This is a genomic window from Bordetella pseudohinzii, from assembly GCF_000657795.2.
GTDB classification, from domain to species: domain Bacteria; phylum Pseudomonadota; class Gammaproteobacteria; order Burkholderiales; family Burkholderiaceae_B; genus Bordetella; species Bordetella pseudohinzii.
This window is the reverse complement of sequence record NZ_JHEP02000013.1, coordinates 62,591-84,510: the sequence shown is the minus strand read 5'-3', so window position 1 is coordinate 84,510 and position 21,920 is coordinate 62,591. Positions and strand designations below refer to the sequence as shown.

At 68.3% G+C, this 21,920-nt stretch carries 17 protein-coding genes, 1 tRNA gene and 1 other RNA gene; 12 read left to right on the top strand and 7 right to left on the bottom strand.

Annotated elements, in window-relative coordinates; translation table 11 throughout:
- The first annotated feature begins 56 nt into the window (after nt 1-56).
- Both L540_RS16365 and L540_RS16360 read left to right on the top strand, forming a co-directional pair.
- Nucleotides 57-1,616, top strand: coding sequence for an acetolactate synthase large subunit (locus L540_RS16365; protein ID WP_043210884.1), 1,560 nt, complete (start codon nt 57-59; stop codon nt 1,614-1,616).
- Nucleotides 1,617-1,703: 87 nt separating this feature from the next.
- Nucleotides 1,704-2,147, top strand: a complete 444-nt coding sequence (locus L540_RS16360; RefSeq protein WP_043210885.1) for a MaoC family dehydratase — start codon at nt 1,704-1,706, stop codon at nt 2,145-2,147.
- Nucleotides 2,148-2,165: 18 nt separating this feature from the next.
- On the opposite strand, the gene L540_RS16355 is transcribed toward L540_RS16360, so the two are convergent.
- The 4 genes from L540_RS16355 to L540_RS16340 all read right to left on the bottom strand — a co-directional run bounded on the left by L540_RS16355 (nt 2,166) and on the right by L540_RS16340 (nt 7,069).
- A complete protein-coding gene (locus L540_RS16355) occupies nt 2,166-2,942 on the bottom strand; it encodes a class II aldolase/adducin family protein (RefSeq protein ID WP_048026527.1) in 777 nt (258 codons plus the stop codon).
- Nucleotides 2,939-3,934 carry a Bug family tripartite tricarboxylate transporter substrate binding protein gene (locus L540_RS16350; protein WP_043210887.1) on the bottom strand — a complete coding sequence of 332 codons (996 nt, stop codon included), beginning with the start codon at nt 3,932-3,934 and terminating at the stop codon, nt 2,939-2,941. The genes L540_RS16355 and L540_RS16350 overlap by 4 nt, the downstream gene beginning before the upstream one ends.
- A 177-nt stretch (nt 3,935-4,111) precedes the next feature.
- Entirely contained in the window at nt 4,112-5,305 is a 1,194-nt protein-coding gene (locus tag L540_RS16345) for an acyl-CoA dehydrogenase (RefSeq protein WP_043210889.1), read from the bottom strand.
- A 54-nt stretch (nt 5,306-5,359) separates the two neighbouring features.
- Complete coding sequence (locus L540_RS16340) at nt 5,360-7,069, bottom strand: thiamine pyrophosphate-binding protein (protein WP_109842559.1); 1,710 nt, start codon at nt 7,067-7,069, stop codon at nt 5,360-5,362.
- A gap of 218 nt (nt 7,070-7,287) precedes the next feature.
- Here L540_RS16340 and L540_RS16335 point away from each other — a divergent pair, with 218 nt between their 5' ends.
- From L540_RS16335 to L540_RS16315, 5 genes are all read left to right on the top strand, one after another.
- A complete protein-coding gene (locus L540_RS16335) occupies nt 7,288-8,199 on the top strand; it encodes a LysR substrate-binding domain-containing protein (RefSeq protein WP_043210893.1) in 912 nt (303 codons plus the stop codon).
- Between the two features lie 31 nt (nt 8,200-8,230).
- A complete protein-coding gene (gene xerD / locus L540_RS16330) occupies nt 8,231-9,157 on the top strand; it encodes a site-specific tyrosine recombinase XerD (RefSeq protein ID WP_043210896.1) in 927 nt (308 codons plus the stop codon).
- Nucleotides 9,158-9,170: 13 nt separating this feature from the next.
- Complete coding sequence (ybaK, locus tag L540_RS16325) at nt 9,171-9,659, top strand: Cys-tRNA(Pro) deacylase (protein WP_043210898.1); 489 nt, start codon at nt 9,171-9,173, stop codon at nt 9,657-9,659.
- A 93-nt stretch (nt 9,660-9,752) separates the two neighbouring features.
- Nucleotides 9,753-10,331: a DJ-1/PfpI family protein gene (locus L540_RS16320; RefSeq protein ID WP_043210899.1), complete on the top strand. Its 579-nt coding sequence runs from the start codon at nt 9,753-9,755 to the stop codon at nt 10,329-10,331.
- Nucleotides 10,332-10,402: 71 nt separating this feature from the next.
- Nucleotides 10,403-10,774 (top strand): ribbon-helix-helix domain-containing protein, encoded by a 372-nt coding sequence (locus L540_RS16315; RefSeq protein ID WP_043210901.1) that lies wholly within the window; start codon nt 10,403-10,405, stop codon nt 10,772-10,774.
- A gap of 60 nt (nt 10,775-10,834) precedes the next feature.
- Here the strand turns inward: L540_RS16315 and pbpG are convergent, their stop codons facing one another.
- The gene (gene pbpG / locus L540_RS16310; protein ID WP_043210904.1) at nt 10,835-11,941 is read right to left on the bottom strand and encodes a D-alanyl-D-alanine endopeptidase; all 1,107 of its coding nucleotides are present in this window, start codon (nt 11,939-11,941) and stop codon (nt 10,835-10,837) included.
- A 299-nt stretch (nt 11,942-12,240) separates the two neighbouring features.
- Nucleotides 12,241-12,315: transfer RNA gene (locus tag L540_RS16305), tRNA-Arg, on the bottom strand.
- Nucleotides 12,316-12,552: 237 nt separating this feature from the next.
- Between L540_RS16305 and L540_RS16300 the strand changes: the two genes are divergently transcribed.
- Genes L540_RS16300 through L540_RS16290 form a run of 4 tightly spaced genes read left to right on the top strand, consistent with a single transcriptional unit; the run spans nt 12,553 to nt 19,979 of the window.
- The gene (locus L540_RS16300) at nt 12,553-13,743 is read left to right on the top strand and encodes an MFS transporter (protein WP_068945292.1); all 1,191 of its coding nucleotides are present in this window, start codon (nt 12,553-12,555) and stop codon (nt 13,741-13,743) included.
- The gene (locus L540_RS22090) at nt 13,740-13,874 is read left to right on the top strand and encodes a hypothetical protein (RefSeq protein WP_257784698.1); all 135 of its coding nucleotides are present in this window, start codon (nt 13,740-13,742) and stop codon (nt 13,872-13,874) included. Before L540_RS16300 ends, L540_RS22090 begins: the two co-directional genes overlap by 4 nt.
- Nucleotides 13,875-13,928: 54 nt before the next feature.
- The gene (locus L540_RS16295; RefSeq protein ID WP_043210907.1) at nt 13,929-16,586 is read left to right on the top strand and encodes a PD-(D/E)XK nuclease family protein; all 2,658 of its coding nucleotides are present in this window, start codon (nt 13,929-13,931) and stop codon (nt 16,584-16,586) included.
- Nucleotides 16,587-16,589: 3 nt separating this feature from the next.
- Entirely contained in the window at nt 16,590-19,979 is a 3,390-nt protein-coding gene (locus L540_RS16290; protein ID WP_043210909.1) for a UvrD-helicase domain-containing protein, read from the top strand.
- A 7-nt stretch (nt 19,980-19,986) separates the two neighbouring features.
- On the opposite strand, the gene L540_RS16285 is transcribed toward L540_RS16290, so the two are convergent.
- Nucleotides 19,987-21,378: a D-glucuronyl C5-epimerase family protein gene (locus L540_RS16285; RefSeq protein ID WP_165590428.1), complete on the bottom strand. Its 1,392-nt coding sequence runs from the start codon at nt 21,376-21,378 to the stop codon at nt 19,987-19,989.
- A 304-nt stretch (nt 21,379-21,682) separates the two neighbouring features.
- Here L540_RS16285 and ffs point away from each other — a divergent pair.
- An RNA gene (ffs, locus tag L540_RS21605) (signal recognition particle sRNA small type) lies at nt 21,683-21,780 on the top strand.
- Nucleotides 21,781-21,920: the final 140 nt, after the last annotated feature.

Here is a 21,920-nt window from a genome sequence, read left to right as displayed (position 1 = left end):
GGGCGGGCCGCCCAGGCCCGCCCGCCCCTTTTTTCTTCCTTTCTGATACTGACACCATGAACGGCGCCGACAGTCTTTGCGATACCCTGCTTGTCAACGACATTGATGTCTGTTTTGCCAATCCCGGCACATCGGAAATGCACTTCGTGGCCGCGCTGGACCGCAAGCCGCGCATGCGTTGCGTGCTGGGCCTGTTCGAAGGCGTGGTGACCGGCGCGGCCGATGGCTATGCCCGGATGGCCGACAAGCCGGCGGCCACGCTTCTGCACCTGGGCCCGGGCCTGGGCAATGGCCTGGCCAATCTGCATAACGCCCGCCGCGCCCGCACGCCCATGGTCAATGTGGTGGGCGACCACGCCACCTATCATGTGCAATACGACGCGCCGCTGACCAGCGACGGCGAAGGCGTGGCCCGCCCGATGTCGCACTGGGTCGGCCGCATCGAAGACGCGGCCTCGGTGGCCGCCCGCACCGGAGAAGCCATCCGCGTGGCGCGCCAGGCGCCGGGCAATGTCGCCACGCTCTTTCTGCCCGCCAACGCGGCCTGGACCGATCTGCCCGCGAATACGCCGGCGCCCATGCCGGTCGCCGTCGAGGCGCCGTCGCGTCCCGATGGCGACGCCATCCGCGCCGCCGCGGCGGCCATCCGGTCCGGCGAGAAGACCATGCTGCTGCTGGGCGGCACCGCCCTGCGCGGCCGCGCGCTGGCCGCCGCCGGCCGCATCGCGCAGGCCACGGGCGTGCGCCTGGCCAGCGAGACTTCCAACCGCCGCGTCGAGCGCGGCCAGGGACGCACGCCGGTTGACCGCCTGCCCTATCCCGTGGACCAGGCGCTGGCCTTCCTGGCCGACGTGCGCAAGCTGGTGCTGGTCGGCGCGCGTTCGCCGGTCGCTTTCTTTGCCTATCCCGGCAAGCCCAGCCTGCTGGCGCCCGAAAGCTGCGAGCCGGTCACCTTGGCCACGCAGGAGCAGGATCTGGCGCATGCGCTGGAGTGGCTGGCCGAAGAGCTGGGCATCAAGTCGGACGCCCCCCGGCTGGCCGCGGCCGGCTGGCGCGAGCCGCTGCCCACTTCCGGCAAGCTGACCAGCGCGGCGCTCAACCAGATCACCATGCGCCACCTGCCGGAGAACGCCATTCTGGTGGACGAGTCCATCACGCAGGGCCGCGAGATCGGCCTGCACAACGTCAACTCGGCGCCGCACGACTGGCTGCAGCTGACCGGCGGCGCCATCGGCATCGGCATGCCCATGGCGACCGGCGCCGCCGTGGCCTGCCCCGACCGCAAGGTGGTCACCATGCAGGCCGACGGCAGCGGCATGTACACCCTCCAGGCGCTCTGGACGCAGGCGCGCGAACGCCTGGATTGCCTGACCATCATCTACGCCAACAACAGCTACCAGACCCTGCATGGCGAAATGCGCAATGTCGGCGTGCAGGAGCCGGGTCGCAATGCCCAGCGCATGCTGGACCTGGTCGACCCCAGCCTGGACTGGGTCAGCCTGGCCCGCGGCATGGGTGTCGAAGCGGTGCGCGTGGACAGCGTCGAGGGCTTTACGCAGGCCTTGCAGGCGGGTCTGAAGCACAAGGGGCCCTTCCTCATCGAAGCCGCCATCTGATCGACACCGCGGATTCGCGCCAGGCGCCCCTGGCGCGATATGCTTGAAGGCGGGCCCAGCCAGGGCCTGTTTGCCACAGGACTAGCCATGAAGTTTGCCGAACTGCACCAGGGGATGGTGATCAAGGGGGGACCGGTCAAGGTCTCGCGCGAAGAAGTCCTCGAATTTGCCAGCAAATACGATCCCCAGTGGTTCCACGTCGACGAAAAGCGCGCCCAGGAAGGGCGCTGGGGCGGCTTGATCGCCAGCGGCTGGCATACGTGCGCGCTGGCCATGCGCATGGCCGTGGACGCGGTCCTGCATGATTCCGAGTCTTTCGGTTCGCCCGGCCTGGGCGAAGTGCGCTGGCGGGTGCCGGTGCGCCCGGGCGATGAGCTGACCCTGCATGCGCGTGTGCAAGGGGCGCGCACCTCGTCCTCGCGCCAGGACCTGGGCATCATCACCTGGACCTGGTTCATCTACAACCAGCACGACGAAGTCGTGCTGGAGCTGGATGCCACCAGCCTGTTCGACCTGAGCGGGCAGGCCTGATCCTGCCCCTGTCCCGCCTTAGCCGCGGAAGCCCGGATCGCGCCGGTCCAGCAGCCGCAGCATGGCCGGCCATTCCATTTCGCCGAAGGGGCGGCGCGTGGTCGGTTTGTAGAGATGGCAGGTGCGGTCGATGACCGCCTGCGCAGGCGTGTGCAGCGCCACGCCGCTGTGCATGGCGTCGACCTGCGCCTTGCAGGCCATCTCCAGCCAATACATGCTGTTGAAGGCCTGGGCCACCGTCGCGCAGGCCACCAGCAGGCCGTGGTTGCGCAGGATCATGGCTTCCTTGTCGCCCAGGTCGGCCACCAGCCGGGCGCGTTCGTCCAGGTCGATCGCCACGCTTTCGTAGTCGTGATAGGCGATGTCGGCAAAGCGCATCGAGGTCTGCGTGAGCGGCAGCAGCCCGCATTGCATGGCCGAGACGGCCATGCCGGCGCGCGTGTGGGTGTGGATCACGCAGCCCACGTCATGGCGGGCGCCGTGCACGGCGCTGTGGATCACATAGCCGGCCGGGTTGATGCCCAGTTCCGGGTCGGGGTTGTGCAGCACATTGCCTTCGATGTCGATGCGCACCAGGCTGGACGCCGTGATCTCCTCGTACATCAGGCCATAGGGGTTGATCAGCAATTCATCGTCGGTGCCGGGAATGCGGGCCGTGATGTGGTTGTAGATCAGGTCGCTCATGCCGAACAGCGCGATCAGCCGGTAGCAGGCGGCCAGATCGACGCGGGTTTTCCATTCGGCGTCGGATATTCCGGGCGCGCGCCCGGGCGAGGATGGACGGGTCGGGTTCATTGCGATTTTGCTCCTGTTTCGTGTACGACCTTGCCCCACATGGCGTAGTCATCCCGCATCATGGCGGCAAAGGCTTCCGGACTCTTGCTCAGGCGGACCTCGGACCCCAGGGCGATGAGCTTTTGCCGCACGGCCGGATCGGCCATCACCTGCTGGGTGGTGTCGAAGACCTTGCGCACCACGGCATCCGGCGTGCCGGCCGGGGCAAACAGGCCCAGCCAGGCGCCGACCTCGAAATTCGGGAAGCCCTGTTCGGCCACGGTGGGCACCTCGGGCGCGAGGTCGGTGCGCTGCCCCTTGCTCACGGCCAGCGGCAGCAGGCGCTTGCTCTGGATCATCGCCAGTTCGGAGGCCAGGGTGTCGAAGGTCATGTCCACATTGCCGCCCAGCACGTCGGCCTGGCTTTGCGAGCTGCCCTTATAGGGCACGTGGGTGAGCTGCATGCCGGTCTTGGCCTGCAGGATCGCCATGATCAGATGGCTGTTGGTGCCCACGCCCGTGCTGGCATAGGTGAGCTTGCCGGGCTGGCTGCGCGCCAGCGCGATGAGTTCCTGCAGGTTCTTGGCCTTGAAGTCCGGACGCACCACCAGCGCATAGGGCAGCCAGGTGGTCTGGGTGATGGGCGCGAAGCTGGTCGCGCTGTCGTAGCCCACGTTTTTGTAGACGTGCGGATTGATGCTCATGGGCCCGGAGGCGCTCAACAGCAGGGTGTAGCCGTCGGGCGGCATGCGCGCCGCCGTCGCCGCGCCCAGGCTGCCCCCCACGCCGGGCTTGTTCTCGACGATGACCGGCTGGCCCCAGCGCTTGCTGAACTGTTCGCCCAGCAGGCGCGCCACCATATCGGTGGAGGTGCCGGGCGGGAAACCGAGGTAGAGCGTGACCGGGCGCTGGGGCCAATCGGTATCGGCGGCGTGGGCGGCGGGGCTGGCCAGCGCGAGGCCGGCGGCCAGCGCGCAGGCCGCGTGCGCGGCCAGGCGGCGTAAGGTCTGCATTGATGTCTCCGATGTTCTAGGTATGCGATCCTCTTGCGGGACCAGGTTCTACCGTAAACGCGCTGGCGGCTCGTGGCTATTCGTCATGCGGAAACACCGGCTTCGCGGCAGCGGAAGCGCCGCAAAAAAAACAAAACCCCAGGCCGCCAGGCCTGGGGCTGCTGCGGCGATCGCGGCTTAGAAGAAAGCCTGGATGCCGGTCTGGGCGCGGCCCAGGATGAGGGCGTGCACATCGTGCGTGCCTTCGTAGGTGTTGACCACTTCGAGGTTGACGAGGTGGCGGGCCACGCCGAATTCATCGGAGATGCCGTTGCCGCCCAGCATGTCGCGCGCCAGGCGCGCGATGTCCAGGGCCTTGCCGCAGGAGTTGCGCTTCATGATGGAGGTGATTTCGACGGCGGCGGTGCCTTCGTCCTTCATGCGGCCCAGGCGCAGGCAGCCTTGCAGCGCCAGCGTGATTTCCGTCTGCATGTCGGCCAGCTTCTTCTGGATGAGCTGGTTGGCGGCCAGGGGGCGGCCGAACTGCTTGCGGTCCAGGGTGTACTGGCGGGCGGTGTGCCAGCAGGCTTCCGCCGCGCCCAGCGCGCCCCAGGCGATGCCGAAGCGGGCCGAGTTCAGGCAGGTGAAGGGGCCGCGCAGGCCGGACACGCCGGGCATCATCTGGGCGTCGCTGATCTCGACGTCGTCCATGACGATTTCGCCGGTGATCGAGGCGCGCAGGCCGACCTTGCCGTGGATGGCCGGAGCCGACAGGCCCTTCATGCCCTTCTCGAGGATGAAGCCGCGGATCTTGCCGTCGAACTCGCCGCCCACGCACTTGGCCCAGACCACGAAGACATCGGCGATGGGCGAATTGGTGATCCACATCTTGGCGCCGCTGACCTTGTAGCCGCCGTCGACCTTCACGGCGCGGGTTTCCATGCCGGCGGGATCGGAGCCGTGGTTGGGCTCGGTCAGGCCGAAGCAGCCGATCCATTCGCCGGCGGCCAGCTTGGGCAGGTATTTGCGCTTTTGCTCTTCGCTGCCGAACTCATTGATCGGCACCATGACCAGCGAGGACTGCACGCTCATCATGGAGCGGTAGCCCGAGTCCACGCGCTCGACTTCGCGCGCGATCAGGCCGTAGCTGACGTAGTTCAGGCCGGCGCCGCCGTATTCGGCGGGGATGGTCGCGCCCAACAGGCCCAGCTCGCCCATTTCGGCGAAGATGGCCGGGTCGGTCTTTTCGTGACGGAAGGCTTCCAGCACGCGCGTGGCGAGCTTGTCCTGGGCGTAGGCATGCGCGGCGTCGCGCACCATGCGCTCTTCTTCGGTCAGTTGCTGATCCAGCAACAGCGGATCTTCCCAGTTAAACGAGGGCGTCGAGGACATTCGGTACTCCAGTGTATGGATGCTTGAAGTTTAAATTTAAATTTTCGCGCGCGCTCAAGCCTGGGCCTTCAGGGCCGCGGCGCGAATTTTTTCCAGGGTGGTCGACGGAGAGATCGTCTCGGGGTCGATCAGGCAATGCAGGATGGCGGGCTTGCCGCTGGCCAGCGCCCGCTCGAAGGCGGGGCCGAACTCGGCGCTCGTCTCCACACGTTCGCCATGTCCGCCAAAGGCGCGGGCATAGTCGGCGAAATCGGGATTCTTCAATTGGGTGGCCGAAATACGGCCGGGGTAGTGCTTCTCCTGGTGCATGCGGATGGTGCCGTACATGCCGTTGTCGACCAGCACCACGATAATGGGCAGATCGTACTGCACGGCCGTGGCGAACTCCTGGCCGTGCATCAGGAAGCAGCCGTCGCCGGCGAAGCAGACGACCGTCTTGTCGGGCCAGACGCGCTTGGCGCCCACGGCGGCCGGCAGGCCATAGCCCATGGAGCCCGAGGTGGGCGCCAGCTGGGTGCCGTAGCGGGTGTAGCGGTGAAAGCGGTGCAGCCAGGTGGCGTAATTGCCCGCGCCATTGGTCATGATGGCGTCGGCCGGCAGTCTGTCTTCGAGATAGGCCATGACTTCGCCCATCTGCAGCTTGCCGGGGGTGCGGATCTTGCCGGGATCGCTCCAGGCCAGGTAGTTCTGGCGCATGGCTTCGGTGTCGGCGGCCCAGGCCGGCGCGGCCTTGGGCGCGGGCAGCCCGGCCAGGGCGGCGCTGAAGGCCGCGGGCGAGACATTGACGGCGAGATGGGGGCGGTAGACGCGCGCCAGTTCGGCGCTGTCCGGATGCACGTGCACCAGTTTCTGGCGCGGCACCGGGATGTCCAGCAGCGTATAGGCCTGGCTGGGGCTTTCCGACATGCGGCCGCCCACCAGGAGGATCAGGTCGGCCTCGCTCACGCGGGCCAGCAGCGCGGGGTTGATGCCCAGGCCCACGTCGCCGATATAGCAGGGGTGGTCGGCCGGGAACAGCATCTGGCGCCGGAAGGACACGGCCACCGGCAGCGCATGGGCGCGGGCGAAATCGGCAAAGCGCGCCACCGCTTCGGCGTCCCAGCGGGTGCCGCCCAGGATGGCGACCGGCTTGCGGGCCTCGGCCAGCATCTGCGCGAGCGTCTCCATCTGGCCGGCGGCCGGCGCGGCGTCGATGACTTCGTAATGCGGCGCGTCGGGCACGGCGGCCGTCTCGACCAGCATGTCCTCGGGCAGGGCGATGACCACCGGGCCCGGGCGGCCCGAGGTGGCGATATGGAAGGCGCGCGAAATCAGCTCGGGAATGCGCTCGACCTGGTCGATCTCCGTGACCCATTTGGCCTGGGTGCCGAAGACGGCGCGGTAATCCATCTCCTGGAAGGCCTCGCGCTCGCGCATGCCGCGTTCGATCTGGCCGACAAAGAGGATCAGCGGGGTGGAATCCTGCTTGGCGATGTGCACGCCGGCCAGCGCATTGGACGCGCCCGGGCCGCGGGTGACCATGCAGATGCCCGGCTCGCCCGTCAGCTTGCCATGGGCATCGGCCATCATGGCCGCGCCGCCTTCCTGGCGGCAGACCGTGACTTCGATGCTGGCGTCGTGCAGGCCGTCCAGCACGGCCAGATAGCTCTCGCCCGGCACGCAGAAGACGTGCTTGACGCCATGGGCGGCCAATTGGTCGACCAGGATGTGGCCGCCCATGCGGGGGCTGGCGGGAGAGGGCGTCGCGGAGGATTGGGTATTCATATGTCGGATTACGGGAAATATCGCGCCAGAATAATGTTCCAGACTTGCACAAGGCAATTGATAAAATTGCACATGATAGTGAGCTGCCGGCACGTATCCGGATGCTGCATCGCAGCATCGACCGGGACGGGCGGCGGCAAGGGGGTAAGCCTATCGGCGGGCGCGCGCCGCGCCTAGCCGGGGCTGCCCGAAGTGACACGCAGTATGGACGAACAGCAATGAGAAACGGCATCCCCAACCTCAGCGCCTTGCAGGCCTTCGAGGCGTCGGCGCGCCTGGGCAGCTTCTCGCGCGCGGCCGAGGAGCTCTCCTTGACCCATAGCGCGGTCTACCGGCAGGTCGCCAGCCTGGAGGCGCGCCTGGGCGTGCAGCTGTTTACCCGCGTCAGGCGGCGCATCGTGCTGACCGACCATGGCGCCGAATACGCCGGGCGCATCCGACATCATCTCGAACAGATCGAAAAAGACACCTTCGGCCTGGTCAGCCGCACGGGCATGGGGCGCAGCATCCATATCGCCGTCGTGCCCACGCTGGCCACCACCTGGCTGATCCCGCGCCTGGCCGATTTCCAGCAGGCGCAGCCCGACATCACCGTCAGCCTCTCGGTGCGCACGCTGCCTTTCCAGTTCAAGGACCAGCCTTTCGACGGCGCGCTCTATCACAGTGATGGCGTCTGGCCCGGCAGCAAGGGCGTGCTGCTGTTTCCCGAGCGCGAGCTGGTGCCAGTCTGCGCGCCGGCCTTGGCCGAGCGGGCGCGCGAGCAGGGCAGCTCGGCGCTGTCCGGCATGACGCATTTGCACCTGGCCTCGCGGCCCGATGCCTGGCGCCAGTGGTATGGCGCCAACGGCCATCTCTATGGGCCGCAGGCCGCCGGCGGGCCGCGCTACGAGCTCTTCACCATGGTGATGGCCGCCGTCCAGGCCGGCCTGGGCGTGGGCCTGATGCCGCGTTTCCTGGCCCAGCCGGCGCTGGATGCCGGCAGCCTGGTCATGCCCGTGCCTCAGTCCCTGCAGGTCAGCCAGGGCTATTACTTCGGCTATCCGCAGCACAGCGAGCGCTCCGGCGCCCTGAAGGCCTTCGAGGTCTGGCTCAAGACCATGGCCTCGCGCGAGGCCGCCCGCGCCCCGTAGAATTGGGACGCTCCGGTTTCCGCTGCCCTCCATGTCCGACGACCGACCCCTGACCTCGCAGGCTGATATCGATGCCTTCATCGACGCCATCTGGCTCGAAGACGGCCTGGCCGCCAATACCCTGGCGGCCTATCGGCGCGACCTGAGCGCCTTCGCCCTATGGCTGCAGGCGCCGCCGCCCGGCGTAACCGCGGGCGGGCAGCTGTGCGCGGCCACCAGCGCCGACATCGAAGCCTGGTTTGCCGCGCGGCACGAAGAAAGCCGGCCGGCCACCGCCAACCGCAGGCTGGCGGCGCTGCGCCGTTTCTATGCCTGGGCGCTGCGCGAAAAGCGCGCCGCCGCCGATCCCTGTCTCGCGCTGGAGGCCGCCAAGCAGCCGCTGCGCGTGCCCAAGACGCTGTCCGAAGCCCAGGTCGAAGCCTTGCTGGGCGCGCCTGATCTGGACACGGCGCGCGGCCTGCGCGACCGCGCCATGCTGGAGACGCTTTACGCCACGGGCCTGCGGGTATCCGAGCTGGTCAGCCTCAAGACGCTGGACGTCAGCATGACCGACGGCGTGGTGCGCGTGATCCAGGGCAAGGGCGGCAAGGACAGGCTGGTTCCGCTGGGCGCGGAGGCCGCGCACTGGCTGCAGCGCTATCTGGCGCAAGCGCGCCCCGAACTGGTCGGCGCGCGCGTCTCGGACGCCTTGTTCGTCACCGGGCGCGCCCAGGCCATGTCGCGCCAGGCTTTCTGGCAGCTCGTCAAGAAATACGCCCAGCGCGCCGGCGTGCTCGCGCCGCTGTCGCCCCATGTGCTGCGCCATGCTTTCGCCACCCACCTGCTCAACCACGGCGCCGACCTGCGCGTGGTGCAGCTGCTGCTGGGGCACGCCGATATTTCGACCACCCAGATCTACACCCATGTGGCCCGCGAGCGCCTGAAATCGCTGCACGCGGCCCATCATCCCCGCGCCTAGGCGCCCGCATCCCATGAGCAAATCCCGTCACGTCTCCGAAACGCCCGCCACCCAGTTCCTCAGGCAGCATAAAGTGGCCTTTACGGAACACACTTACGATTACATCGACCATGGCGGCGCCGGCGAGGCGGCCCGCCAGCTGGGCCTGGACCCGCATGCGGTGGTCAAGACCCTGATCATGGAAGACGAGGCGGCCCGGCCGCTGGTGGTCATCATGCATGGCGACCGCGAGGTCTCGACCAAGAATCTGGCGCGGCAGGCCGGCTGCAAGAAAGTCGCGCCCTGCCAACCCGAGGTGGCCCAGCGCCACTCCGGCTACCAGGTGGGCGGCACCTCGCCCTTCGGCACGCGCAAGCGCATGCCGGTCTATGTCGAAGCAAGCATCCTGTCGCACCCCGAGGTCTATATCAATGGCGGGCGGCGCGGCTATCTCGTGGGCATCGCGCCGGCCGTGCTCGTCGAGCTGCTGGGCGCCAAGACGGTCAGCGTGGGGCTGGAGTAGGGCGGACGCGGTAATCCTGTACCACCCCGGGCCTGTCCGGCGGCTCCACAATAGACCGCACCCGCCACTATGGAGCCGGGACAGGAGACGACAATGAGCAAAACGCTCTTGATGCTGGTCGGCGACTATGCCGAAGACTACGAGACCATGGTGCCCTTCCAGACCCTGCTGGCGGTCGGCCACGTGGTCCATGCCGTATGCCCCGACAAAAAGGCCGGCGACACCGTCGCCACGGCCATCCACGATTTCGAGGGCGCGCAGACCTATAGCGAAAAACGGGGCCATAACTTCGCGCTCAACTACGACTTCGCCAAGGTCGAGCCGGAGAACTACGACGGCCTGGTCATCCCCGGCGGGCGCGCGCCCGAGTACCTGCGCCTGAACGCCAGGGTGCTGGAAATCGTGCGCCATTTCGATGCGGCGCGCAAACCGATCGCCGCCGTCTGCCATGGCGCCCAGCTGCTGGCCGCCGCCGATATTCTCAAGGGGCGCACCTGCTCGGCCTATCCGGCTTGCGCGCCCGAGGTCCGCCTGGCCGGCGGCACCTATGCCGAAATCGCCATCGACCAGGCTCATACCGATGGCAATCTGGTCACCGCGCCGGCCTGGCCGGCCCATCCCGCCTGGCTGGCCCAGTTCCTGGCGGTGCTGGGCACGCGGATTTCGCACTGAGGCGCCGCCCCGGCGGCGCTTGCCACCGGGGCGGGCTAGACCGTACAGTGCGGCCATCACCGGAGGGTCCCATGTGCGAGATCTTCATACGCGCCAATGCACAATCCTATGCCCCTGAAAGCCGCTCGCTGCGGCTGCACGGCGTGGCCACCAGCGTCAGGCTGGAGAAACTGTTCTGGGACGTCCTGCAGGAGATCGCCGAGCGTGACGGCCTGCGCGTCACCCAGCTGATCGAACGCCTCTACGATGAGCTGATGGCGTATCGCGGCGAGGCGGCCAATTTCACGTCCTTTTTGCGGGTGTGCTGCCTGCGCTACCAGATGCTGCAGGTCGAAGGCCGCATCCCGCGCGATGCGCGCGTGCCCATCCGTTCGCTGGATGCCGCCGCCGTGTTCGACGGCTTGCCGCCGCATCTTTACGATCCCTTGCCCGTGCATGCCTGAGGGCGGCGGGCGCGAAAAAAAAAGGCCGCGCAAGCGGCCTTTGTCTTGTCCGGGCGAGGCTCAGAGCATCGCCACGTCGCTTTGCACGATGCGGCGGATGCGGACCGCATCGCCGATACGCGAGAGCTTGCCCTGGGAGTCCAGCAGCACGATGGCCATGTCGCGGCCATTGATGCGGGCCAGCATGACCAGGCACTCGCCCGCTTCGTTGATGAAGCCGGTCTTGGAAACCTTGATGTCCCAATCGGGCTTGCGCACCAGCAGATTGGTGTTGCGGAAGGTCTGCGTGCGCTTGTTGATCTCGACATCGTATTCGGTGTCGGTCGAATAGCGATGGATGAGCGGGCGCTGCGCGGCCGCGCGCAGCAGGCGGGCCAGGTCATGCGGGGAGGATACGTTTTCGCTCGACAGGCCCGTGGGCTCGATGAAATGCGTATTGAGCATGCCCAGCGAGCGGGCCTTGGCGTTCATGGCCTCGACGAAGGCGGGCAGGCCGCCGGGATAGTTGCGGCCCAGGGCGTGGGCGGCGCGGTTCTCGGAGGACATCAGCGCCAGATGCAGCATGTCGCCGCGCGACAGGCGCGTGCCCACGCGCAGGCGCGAGGTCGTGTGCTTGAGCGTATCGACGTCTTCGTCGGTGATCTCGATGATCTCGTTCATCGGCTGGTTGGCGTCCACCACCACCAGCGCGGTCATGAGCTTGGAGATGGAGGCGATGGGGCGCACGACGTTCTCGTTCTTGGCGAAGAGCACGGTCGAGGTTTCGAGATCCTGGACATAGGCCGTGGACGAGCGCAGGGCGCGCGCCTCGGCGGCCGGGGAGGCGGCCGCCGGCGCCAGCGCGGCGCTCGTGGTGGCCGCCGCGGCGGCGGCGCGGCTACGGGTCTTGGCAGTGATTTTCTTGCTGGACGCGCTCTTGGCGCGGGTGGACTTTTTGGCGGTCTTGCCGGCCGGCTTCTTGGCGGCGCTGGCCTTGCTGTCTGTCTTGCCGGCGGATTTGGCGCCGGCCGATTTTTTCTTGGCCGCCTTGCATTCGGCGGACTTCGCGTTGGTCTTGCAGGGATCCGCCGGCTTGGCCGCCAGGGCGCTTGCCGAGTGCAGGGTCGCCAGGGCCAGCGCCATGGGCGCTATTGCCGATGCGACCGCGCGTATCCAGGGAAATGCCATGATTACAGGCCTTATCTGTCTGTATGAAAGTACAACCCGGTCACGTCTAGGGTAAAGCTAGAAAAAAACCAAGTGAATTATGGGCTTACGGGCCAAATTTAAACAGCAATTTGAACTGGCGCGCAAGGGGGCATTGCGGTTTTATGCAATAAAAAACTAGGGACGGGTTAATGTCCGCCCATCGACGCGCGAGCGTATACCAATTTGCCCTGCAGGAGGCTGAATGGCGGCGGGGGCTAGGGAAAATCCGGTCGGGCTGATGGCCGGCGGACAAGACGGGGGGATAAACAGGCTGGAGCTGGCCTCGCCGGGTGGAATCGAACCACCAATTGACCCTTAGGAGGGGCCGGTTATATCCATTTAACTACGGCGAGCGCGGCCGCGCCTTGCGCACTGGGCAGCTTAAGTGCTTGAAACGCATCGATATTCAAGCACGGGCGCGGTAGGAAGACCGGCATTCTAGCACTGACGCCGCGGCTTTTCGCTTGATGGGGCCGGGTCTATCATTGGTCTTACGCGCCAGGAGGGGCGCGACCGCGATGCCCGGCATGGCGGATTTCCATAACATGGCGCAGCGACGCCAGACGACGACTCGAGACAAGCCGACTGTCATGTCGAATACAGCAGAAGCGGTATCCGTGCGCACGATTGTCGTGGGCACGGTGGTGGTTCTCCTGGCCATGGGCGTACGCGCCACCTTCGGCCTCTTCATGCAGCCCATGGGTTTGGCGCACGGTTGGGGGCGGGAGCTGTTTTCCTTCGCTTTCGCCCTGCAGAACCTGGTGTGGGGCGTTTCCTGTATTTTCATGGGCATCATGGCCGACCGCTATGGGTCGGGCCGCACGATCGCCCTGGGCGCATTGCTGTATTTCCTGGGCATGCTGGGCACGCGCTATGCGGCCGACGCCTTCACGCTCTGTTTCATGAGCGGAGTGGTGGTCGGCCTGGGGCAGGCCGGCACGACCTTCCCCGTCATCCTGCCCGTCATCGCGCGCGCCGTGCCGCCGGCCTACCGCAGCACGGCCATGGGCATTGCCAGCGCCGGCGGCTCGCTGGGCCAGTTCCTGGTGGTGCCCAGCGGCCAGCTGGCGATCACCCATATGGATTGGACCGGCGCGCTGTGGCTGCTGTCGCTGATGATGGCCGCGGCGCTGCCCCTGGCCTGGTTTCTGCGCGGCAAGCCCCAGGGCCATGGCGGCCCGCAGACCCTGGGCTTCGCGGTGCGCCAGGCCTTGATGCACCCGTCCTTTCATTTCCTGTCCTGGAGCTATTTCGTCTGCGGCTTCCATACGGCCTTCATCACGCTGCACCTGCCGGCTTTCGTGACCGACGCGGGATTGAATGCCAGCCATGGCGCGACCGCCATCGCGCTCATCGGCCTGTTCAATGTGCTTGGCTCTTTCTATGCCGGCAAGCTGGGCGGGCGCTTCAGCAAGAAATGGCTGCTGGCCGGGCTCTACGGCCTGCGCGCCTTTGGCATCATCCTGGTGCTGGCCGTGCCGCTCACGCCCGTCGTGCTCTATCTCTTCGCGGCCTGGATGGGTCTGTTCTGGCTGGGGACGGTGCCCCTGACCCAAGGCCTCATCGGCGAGATCTATGGTCTGCGCTTCGCGGCCACGCTTTCCGGCATTGCCTTCCTCTGCCATCAGGTGGGCAGCTTCATCGGCGTGTGGCTGGGCGGCTATGTCTATGCCCATACCGGCAGCTATAACGGTGTGTGGTGGGTGGGGCTGGCGCTGGCCCTGGTGGCGATGCTGCTGTGCCTGCCGGTGCGCGAGCGCGTCGTCGGGGCGGCGGCATGAAGCCCCGCCGCTGGCCGCGCTGGCTGGCCGGGCTGCTGCTGGCGGCCGTGCTGGTCCTGGGCTTTGCCGGTTATCTGTCGCCGCAGATGCGCCTGAGCTGGGAGAACGTGGCCGCGCTCTGCGGTTTCTGATGCGCGCGCAGGCAGGCTATCCTTCGGTCTATCGAATCCGCCCGTCCGCCGCGCATGCCTTCTCTTTCCGATTTGCCCGCCTGCGATGCCACGCAACTGGCCGAGCTGCCCTGCGCCGGCACGCTGGTGCTTTCCGTCAACAACCGCCTGTCGCGCCGTCTGACGCTGGAGCTGGCCGCGCGCCTGCGCGCCGACCGGCAGGTCAGCGAATTGCCGCGCATCCTGCCGCTGTCGGCCTGGCTGGCCAGCGCGGCCGATGAGCTGTCCTTCGCCGCCCATGCGGAGCTGCCCGCTTTCCGGCTGGGCGGATTCGCGGCCCAATTGGTGTGGCGCGAGGCCATCCTGCGCGAAGAGGCCGAGCGCGAGCTGCTCGACATCGACCAGGCCGCGCGCCTGGCCATGGACGCGGACATGCTGTGCGACGAATGGCGCCTGCAGATTCCCGAGGCCGCCCAGACCGATGAGTACCTGGGCTTTGCGCGCTGGCGGGCCCGCTATCGCGGCCTGCTGGCCGAACTCGATGCGGATGATGCCAACCAAGGCTATGAGCGCGTGCTGCGCGCCTTGCGCGCCGGCGAATTGACGCCGCCGGCGCGGGTGGTGCTGGCTGGTTTCGGCGAGGTGTCGCCGCGCTTTGCGCGTCTGCTCGCGGCTTTCGAGGAAGGGGGCGCGCAATTGCTTGTCTGGCGTGAAGGCCTGCGCGCGCTGGCCGAGCCGGCCCGCGTGCTGGCGCCCGATCACGGCGCCGAATGGCGCGCCGCCGCGGCCTGGGCCGCCCAGCGCCTGCGGGCGCATCCCGCCGGCCGCTATGCCATCGTGTCCTCGCAGCTGGAAAGCGAGGCGCCGTTCGCGCGGCGCGTGCTGATGCAGGCCTTGCAGGGCGAGGCCGGCCAGCCCGACCTGCCTTTCAACGTGGCCGTCGGCCGGCCCCTGATCGAATGGCCCGCCTTGCGGGCGGCCCTGGCCTGGCTGCAGGCCTTGGCCGAGATGGGCGGCACGGGCAAGGTGGCCGCGCCCGTGCTGGGCGCGGCGCTGCTGGCCGGGCATTGCGCCGGCGACCGCAGCGAGCGCCACGCCGCGCTGGATGCGCGCTGGCGCCGCCTGGGGCGCGTCAGCGTGAGCGAAGCCGCCTGGCGCAGCGACCTGCAATACAGCCCGCGGCTGGCCCAGGCCTGGGAAGCCGCCATGAAGATCTGGCGCGACGGTCCCACGCGCGCGCCTTGCGACGTCTGGACGCCGCGCATCCGCGAGGCGCTCAAAGCCCTGGGTTTTCCGGGCGAGCAGGCGCTCGACAGCGTCGGCTATCAGGTCATGGGCGCGCTGGGCGAATTGCTCGGCGACTTCGCGGCGCTGGCGCCCGCGGCCGGCCTCTTGAACGGACGCGCCGCCGTGCGCCTGCTGGCCAGCGCCGCGCGCGCGGGCAGTTTCCAGCCGCAGCGCGACCCGCAGGCGCGGCTGGATGTGCTGGGCCTGCTGGAAGCCGAGGGCGGCAGCTGGGACGGCGTGTGGATGCTGGGCCTGAGCGACGAAGTCCTGCCGGCCTCGCCCAAGCCCAATCCTCTGCTGCCCTTGAGCGTGCTGCGCCAGGCCGGCGCGCCGCGCGCCACGCCGGAGCGCGAGCGCGAATGGGCGGAGAACATCTACGAAGCGCTGCGCGCCTGCGCGCCCGAGCTCATCGTCAGCTGCGCCGAACATGATGGCGAGCGCGAATTGCGGCCCTCGCCGCTGATCGCCGATGCCCGCTTGCTGGACGCCGCCGCGGGCCGCGGCGAGGCCGGTGCGCCCTGGCCGCTGCAAAGCCTGGTCGACGAGTCCGGTCCGCCGCTGGAGCCGGGGAGCGACAGCGCGGGCGGTCTGGACGTGCTCGATACCCAGGCGCGCAATCCGCAATGGGCCTTTGTGCGTCACCGCCTGGGCGCGCGCGAACTGGCGCCCTACGCGCAGGCGGCGGCGCAGAATGTGCGCGGCCAGTTCCTGCACCGCGCGCTGGAGCTTGCCTGGCGCATGCTGCCCGACCAGGAGGCCCTGCATCTGGCCATGAGCGAAGGGCGTCTTGCCGCCTTGCTGGGCGAGGCGGTGCAGCAGGCGGCCGATGAAGAGCTGTCGGCCTATGCCCCGGCCTTGCGCGGGCTGGAGTGCGTGCGCGCCGAAGCCGTGCTGGCGCGCTGGATGGCGCTGGAGGCGCGGCGCCTGCCGTTTAGCGTGGACCAGGTCGAGGCCGACCATCGCTGGCGGCGCGGCGCCCTGTCGCTCAAGCTGCGCCTGGACCGCATGGACCGGCTGGGCGATGGCCGCGCCGTCATCCTCGACTACAAGACCGGGTCGGCGCAGGCGCGGCCCGAGGCGGACTGGTCGCGTGCCCGGCCCATCAATCTGCAACTGCCCTTCTACGCGGCCGTGCTGGCCGGCGACACGCCGGATGCGCGCGTGGCCGGGCTGCTGCTGGGGCAGATCCATGCGCGCAATGTGGGCGCGCAGGGCCTGGCCGAAGAAGACCTGGGCATAGAGGGGGTGCGCGTGGCCGCCGACAGCGAGGCCTTCGCCGGACGCAGCTGGGAGCAGATCCTGGCCGACTGGCGCCGCGCCATCGAGATGCTGGCCGATGAATACGCGCGTGGCCATGCGCCCAACGTGGCCTGGGGCCGCGACGACCTGAAATACTGCGATGCCATGCCGTTTCTGCGCCTGCATCTGGATGACGACGAGGCCTGAACCATGAGCGACCGCCAACCCCGCGACCACGCCGCGCGCCTGCGCGCCCTGGATCCGCAAGCCTCTTTCATCGTGCAGGCTCCCGCCGGCTCGGGCAAGACCGAACTGCTGACCGACCGCATCCTCGCGCTGCTGGCCACGGTGAACAAACCCGAGGAAATCGTCGCCATCACTTTCACGCGCAAGGCGGCCTCGGAAATGCATGCGCGCGTGCTCGAGAAACTGGCGCGGGCCCGCGGCCCCGAGCCCGAGGCCGAGCATGAGCGGCGCAGCTGGCGGCTGGCGCGCGCGGCCCTGGCCCGCGACGCCGAGCGCGACTGGCATGTCCTGCGGCATCCGGCGCGCCTGGCCATCCGCACCATCGATTCTTTCTGCGCCGGCCTGGTGCGCGGCATGCCCTGGCTGTCCGGCCTGGGCGGCATGCCCGAGATCGCCGACGACGCGCGCGCCCATTACGAAGCGGCGGCGCGCGCCACCCTGGCGCTGGCCGACGAGCACGAATCCATCGTCAACCTGCTGGCCCACCTGGATGTGGACGTGCAGGCCGCCGAGCAGGCGATCGCCGATATGCTGGGGCAGCGGGATCAATGGCTGCCGCTGCTGGCGCGCGGCCTGGACCGCGACGGCCTGGAAGCGGACCTGGCCGAGACGCTTGCCGGCGAGCTGCGGGCCCTGGGCCGCGCCATGCCGCGAGGCTTCGACGCCGCCCTGTGCGGCCCGGCCAGGATGGCGGCGGCCGAACTGTCGGCCGGCGAGGACGCGCGCCTGGCCCCGCTGCTGGACTGGTCGCAGCCCTTGCTGCCCGATGCCAGCGACTTGCCGCGCTGGCGCGCCCTGGCGCATCTGCTCCTGACGAGCGCGGGCAGCTTGCGCAGCCCCAAGGGCGTGACCAAGGCCCTGGGCTTTCCGGCCAAGTGCGCTCACAAGGAAGCCTTCGTGCAGTGGCTCTCGGGCTATGAGGGCGGCGAGCCCTGGGTCGCCCGGCTGGCCGCCTTGCGCGATATGCCGGATGCGCGCTTTACCGACGCCCAATGGGATATGCTCAGCGCCCAGCTGGTGACGCTGGCGCTGTCGGTCGGGCAGTTGCAGAAGGTCTTCGCCGAAGCGGGCGAGGTGGATTTCATCGAGATCGCCCAGCGGGCCCAGCGCGCCCTGGGCGATGCCGACGACCCGGGCGAGCTGCTGCTCAAGCTTGACGCCTCCATCCGCCATCTGCTGGTCGATGAGTTCCAGGACACCAGCCAGACCCAGATCGACCTCCTGACCACGCTCACCGCGGGCTGGCAGCCCGGCGACGGCCGCACGCTGTTCCTGGTGGGCGATCCCATGCAATCCATCTACCGTTTCCGCAAGGCGGAAGTCGGGCTCTTTCTTGGCGCGACCGAAAACGGCATCGGCGCGCTGCAGCTGGAGTTCCTGCAGCTGACCGACAACTTCCGCTCGCAGGGCGGCGTGGTCGATTGGGTCAACCGCAGCTTTGCCGATCTGCTGCCTCCCGACAACGACGCGGTGGCCGGCGCCATCCGCTACAGCCCCTCGGCCGCCTTCCATCCTGCCCTGGACGGCGAGGCCGTGCGCTTTCATCCGGCCTGGGCGGCCGACGGCCTGGCCTCGGGCGACGAAGCCGCCGAGGATATCGCCGTGGCGTTGGCGCGGCAGGCCTTGGCCGAGCATGCGGGCAGCGCCCATCCGGTCGCCATCCTGGTGCGCGCGCGCGCCCATCTGGGCAGCCTGTCGCGCCGGCTGGCGCAAGAAGGCATCCCCAGCCGCGCCGTCGAACTCGTGCCCTTGCGCCTGCGTCCCGTGGTGGCCGATCTTGTGCAGCTGCTGCGCGCCCTGACGCATCCGGCCGACCGCATGGCCTGGCTGTCCGTGCTGCGCGCGCCGTGGTGCGGCCTGACGCTGGACAGCCTGCAGCGTCTGTTCGGCCACGATCACCGCGCGCCGATTCCGGATCTGCTGCGCCAGGCCTTGGCCGAACCGGCCGCCGCGCCGCCGCAAGCCAGCCTCTTCGATGCGCCGCCCGAGGCCGGCAGCGGCGCTGCGCGCCTGTGGCTGGCGCCCGAGGAGCATGCCCGCCTGTCGCGGGTGGCCGCCATCCTGCTCGACCGCGGCAATGACTCCGGCGCCTGGCCCTTGGCCGCCTGGCTGCAAAGCGTCTGGCAGGCTCTGGGCGGAGCCGGTCTGTACGCCGGCGTGGGCGCGGCCGCCGATGCCGAAAGCCTGTTCCAGCTGGTCGAGCGGCTGGCCCCGCATGGCGGCCTGGACATCGCCGCGCTGGACACGGCCGTGGGCCGGCTGTTCGCCGCGCCCGATGTTCAGGGCGAACAGGGCGCCGTCGAAATCATGACCATGCACAAGTCCAAGGGTCTGCAGTTCGACAGCGTCATCCTCTATGGCCTGCACCGGGTGCCGCGCGGCGACCAAGCGCCGCTGGTGCGCTTCGAGCATCACGACGGGCGCGTGTTGATGGGGCCGATCAAGGCGCGCGCCGATACCGAGGCCGATCCGGTCTCGCGCTATCTCGGCGCGCGCGAGGCGCGCCGCGCCGCCTATGAAACCGACCGCCTGCTCTACGTGGCCGCCACGCGCGCGCGCAAACGCCTGCACCTGATCGGCAATGTGGCGCTCGATGAAGAAAACGGCCCGCGCGCCCCGGCCGCCTCCAGCCTCCTGGGCCGTCTCTGGCCGCATATCCGCGCCGGACAGGCGCCGGAGCCGGCGCGCGAGACGGCGCCCGATCTGGCCGCGGCGCCGGCCTGGCAGGCGGAGCCGCTCAAACGCCTGGACGACGCCAGCGTCGCCGCCCTGGCCGCCCTGCCGCGGCGCGGCGGCCAGCCAGGCGGCCTGGCGGCGGACGCCGAACACCCCGCCTGGCAATTGGAGGCCGGCCATGAAGCCGCCGTGGGCACGCTCGCCCATGCCTGGCTGGCTCGCATGGGCGAGGAGGGCGGCGATCATTGGGACGCCGAACGCCTGCGCGAGCACCGCCCGGCCATGCGGCGCCAGCTCACGCGCGCCGGCATCCCGGACAGCCAGGCCGACAGCGCCGCCGACGCCGTGCTGCAGACCCTGCAGGCCACGCTGGCGCATGACCGGGGCCTGTGGCTGCTGCGCCAATCGCGCGCGCGGCGCGAATGGCCGCTCATCGACGCCGCCGGCCGTGTCTCCGTCATCGACCTGGCATTGAGCACGGAGGATGGCTGGCTCATCGTCGACTACAAGACCGGCCAGGCCCAGCCCGGCGAAACCCCGGCCCACTTCGCCCAACGCATGCGCCTGCGCCATGCCGACCAGCTCAAACGCTATTGCGCCCAGGTCACCGCCCTCGACGGCCGCCCCGCCCGCGCCGCCCTCTACTTCCCCCGCGCCCAGGCCTGGATAGAACTCTGAAGCTGCGCTAGGAAGCCTGCTCGTCCTTGGGGATGTCCGGTGTGTCGCGCAGGAACGGAGCGGGGGCCTTGCCGGCCTTTTGGTCGGCATCGAGCCGGGCATCGTATTCCATCCAGCGGCTGGCCGTCTGGTGAAACCAACGCTGCCCGGTGAACTCGCCCAGGCGCGTCATCAGCCGGGCGTGCCAGCGTTGATAAGTGCGTGACAGGGTGGAATCGGAGAGGTATTGGATTGGGATGGCGGCTTCCAGCGTGGTGGCCGTATTCTCGCGCCGGCCGATCCGGGTTGGGAGTCGGTAGTATTCGGAGACGTCGGGGCGCATGCCGGCCACGCCGATGCCATCGAGCTCACCCGTATACGTCAGCCGGATCGTGTAGCCCGAGTGGCCAACGAGGGTGTTGAAGAAAATCGGCCCGGGCAGGTTGGCGTTGAAGTAGCTGTCATTGCCCGACACTGCGGCCAGGGTCAAGGGCATGCTCTCGCCAGTGGGAGCGATCAACGTGCCGGTCTTGACGGTGACGGGGGCCTGCGCGCCACGAAGCAGGAAGCTGATATTCGAAACCCGGGGGATCAGGTCATACTTGGTCCAGTATCCCGAATCATAGTAGTGAGCCAGTTTCCTCGCCGTCGCCGCACCTTGTTCGGCCAGGGCGGCGATCCCGGCATCGCCGCTCTCGCGGGCCAGGTCGTAGAGCACCACGGTTGAATAAAGATGGCCATTGAGAATGTGCGGGCTGTGCTTATCCGGCACGGGCACCTCCTCATAGAAAGGCAGGCTGTCAACCGTATCCTGCAGGCCTCCATCTTCCACGGTGGTGGCATAGGCCTTGGCGGCGGCCAGGGCCAGTTGCAGATAGTCGGCGTTGCGCGTGGTGTGGGCCGCATACGTCAGCGCGTGGATGATCCGTGCCTGAGAGAAAGCCGACGCCCATCCCGCGGACATGGTGAAGGTAGAGTAATAAAGCGGCAGCGGATAACTCCAGGTCACCGCGCCATTGGGCAATACGACCTTGTTGTCCGTGAGCCACTTCAAGGCGGCCAACTGGGCCGGAGAGGGCTGCGGATGCTTGTCGATCATGGCCTGCAGGTACAGGCCCGCCGTTCCTTCCACGCCGTTGTCGGCCAGCGCCTGGGTGGCGACGCTGAAGGGGTGATAGTGCCGTTCTCCGTTCTCCGTGACCAGCGATACGACCCCATTGGTGTCCGGTTCGGACTTGGCCGCCTTGTAGACACTGGCCTGTGCCTGCACAAGCTGCCCTTCCTTGGTCCGTTCGACCAATTGGTATCGAGGGTCCTGCCCCAACAGTTTCGCGATGTCCGCGGACGCCAGATACACGCCGCCGGCAAGCAGGGCCAACGCGCAGGCCAGCAGGGCCCTTACTGTCTTGCTTTTGCTCAACTCCACCTCCCTCTTTTTTATGGCGGAATGATAAATCAGGCCGGCCCCCTTCCAAACGCCCGGCCGTCCCTCCCTCGAGATAGGAGAGTGTAGCCCTTGCTCCCAAGAGGAGAAGGGCATTCGTGCTCGCCCCCCCCCTCTCGGAAGGAGGGTGGGGGCGAACAACATCGTGCCCCGGCGCATAGGGCGGCGTGGCCGCCCTATGCGCGCTAGCCCCAAAGCGGCCCAAGGGCCGCAAGGGCTCGCGGGGCCCGCCAGCCGTCTATCAGAGCGGGCTTTCGCCCGCTCTGATAGAATTACGGCTGGCGGGCCCCTTCGCATGGTTCGACGGTGAACCTGGTCAGGTCGGGAACGAAGCAGCCATAGTCGTTTAGGGCCAGTGCCGGAGTAAGGCTCGCCTCCCGGTTTTCCCAAAAGGGGCGCCGCGATACGGAATATCGGTGTTGACACCCATTCCCTCGCGGCGCCCCTTTTGTTTCGTTGCCATGACCGTTTATCGTCGCGTTCTGGCGCCGGCAAGCTCATCAGGCTCTACAATCCCC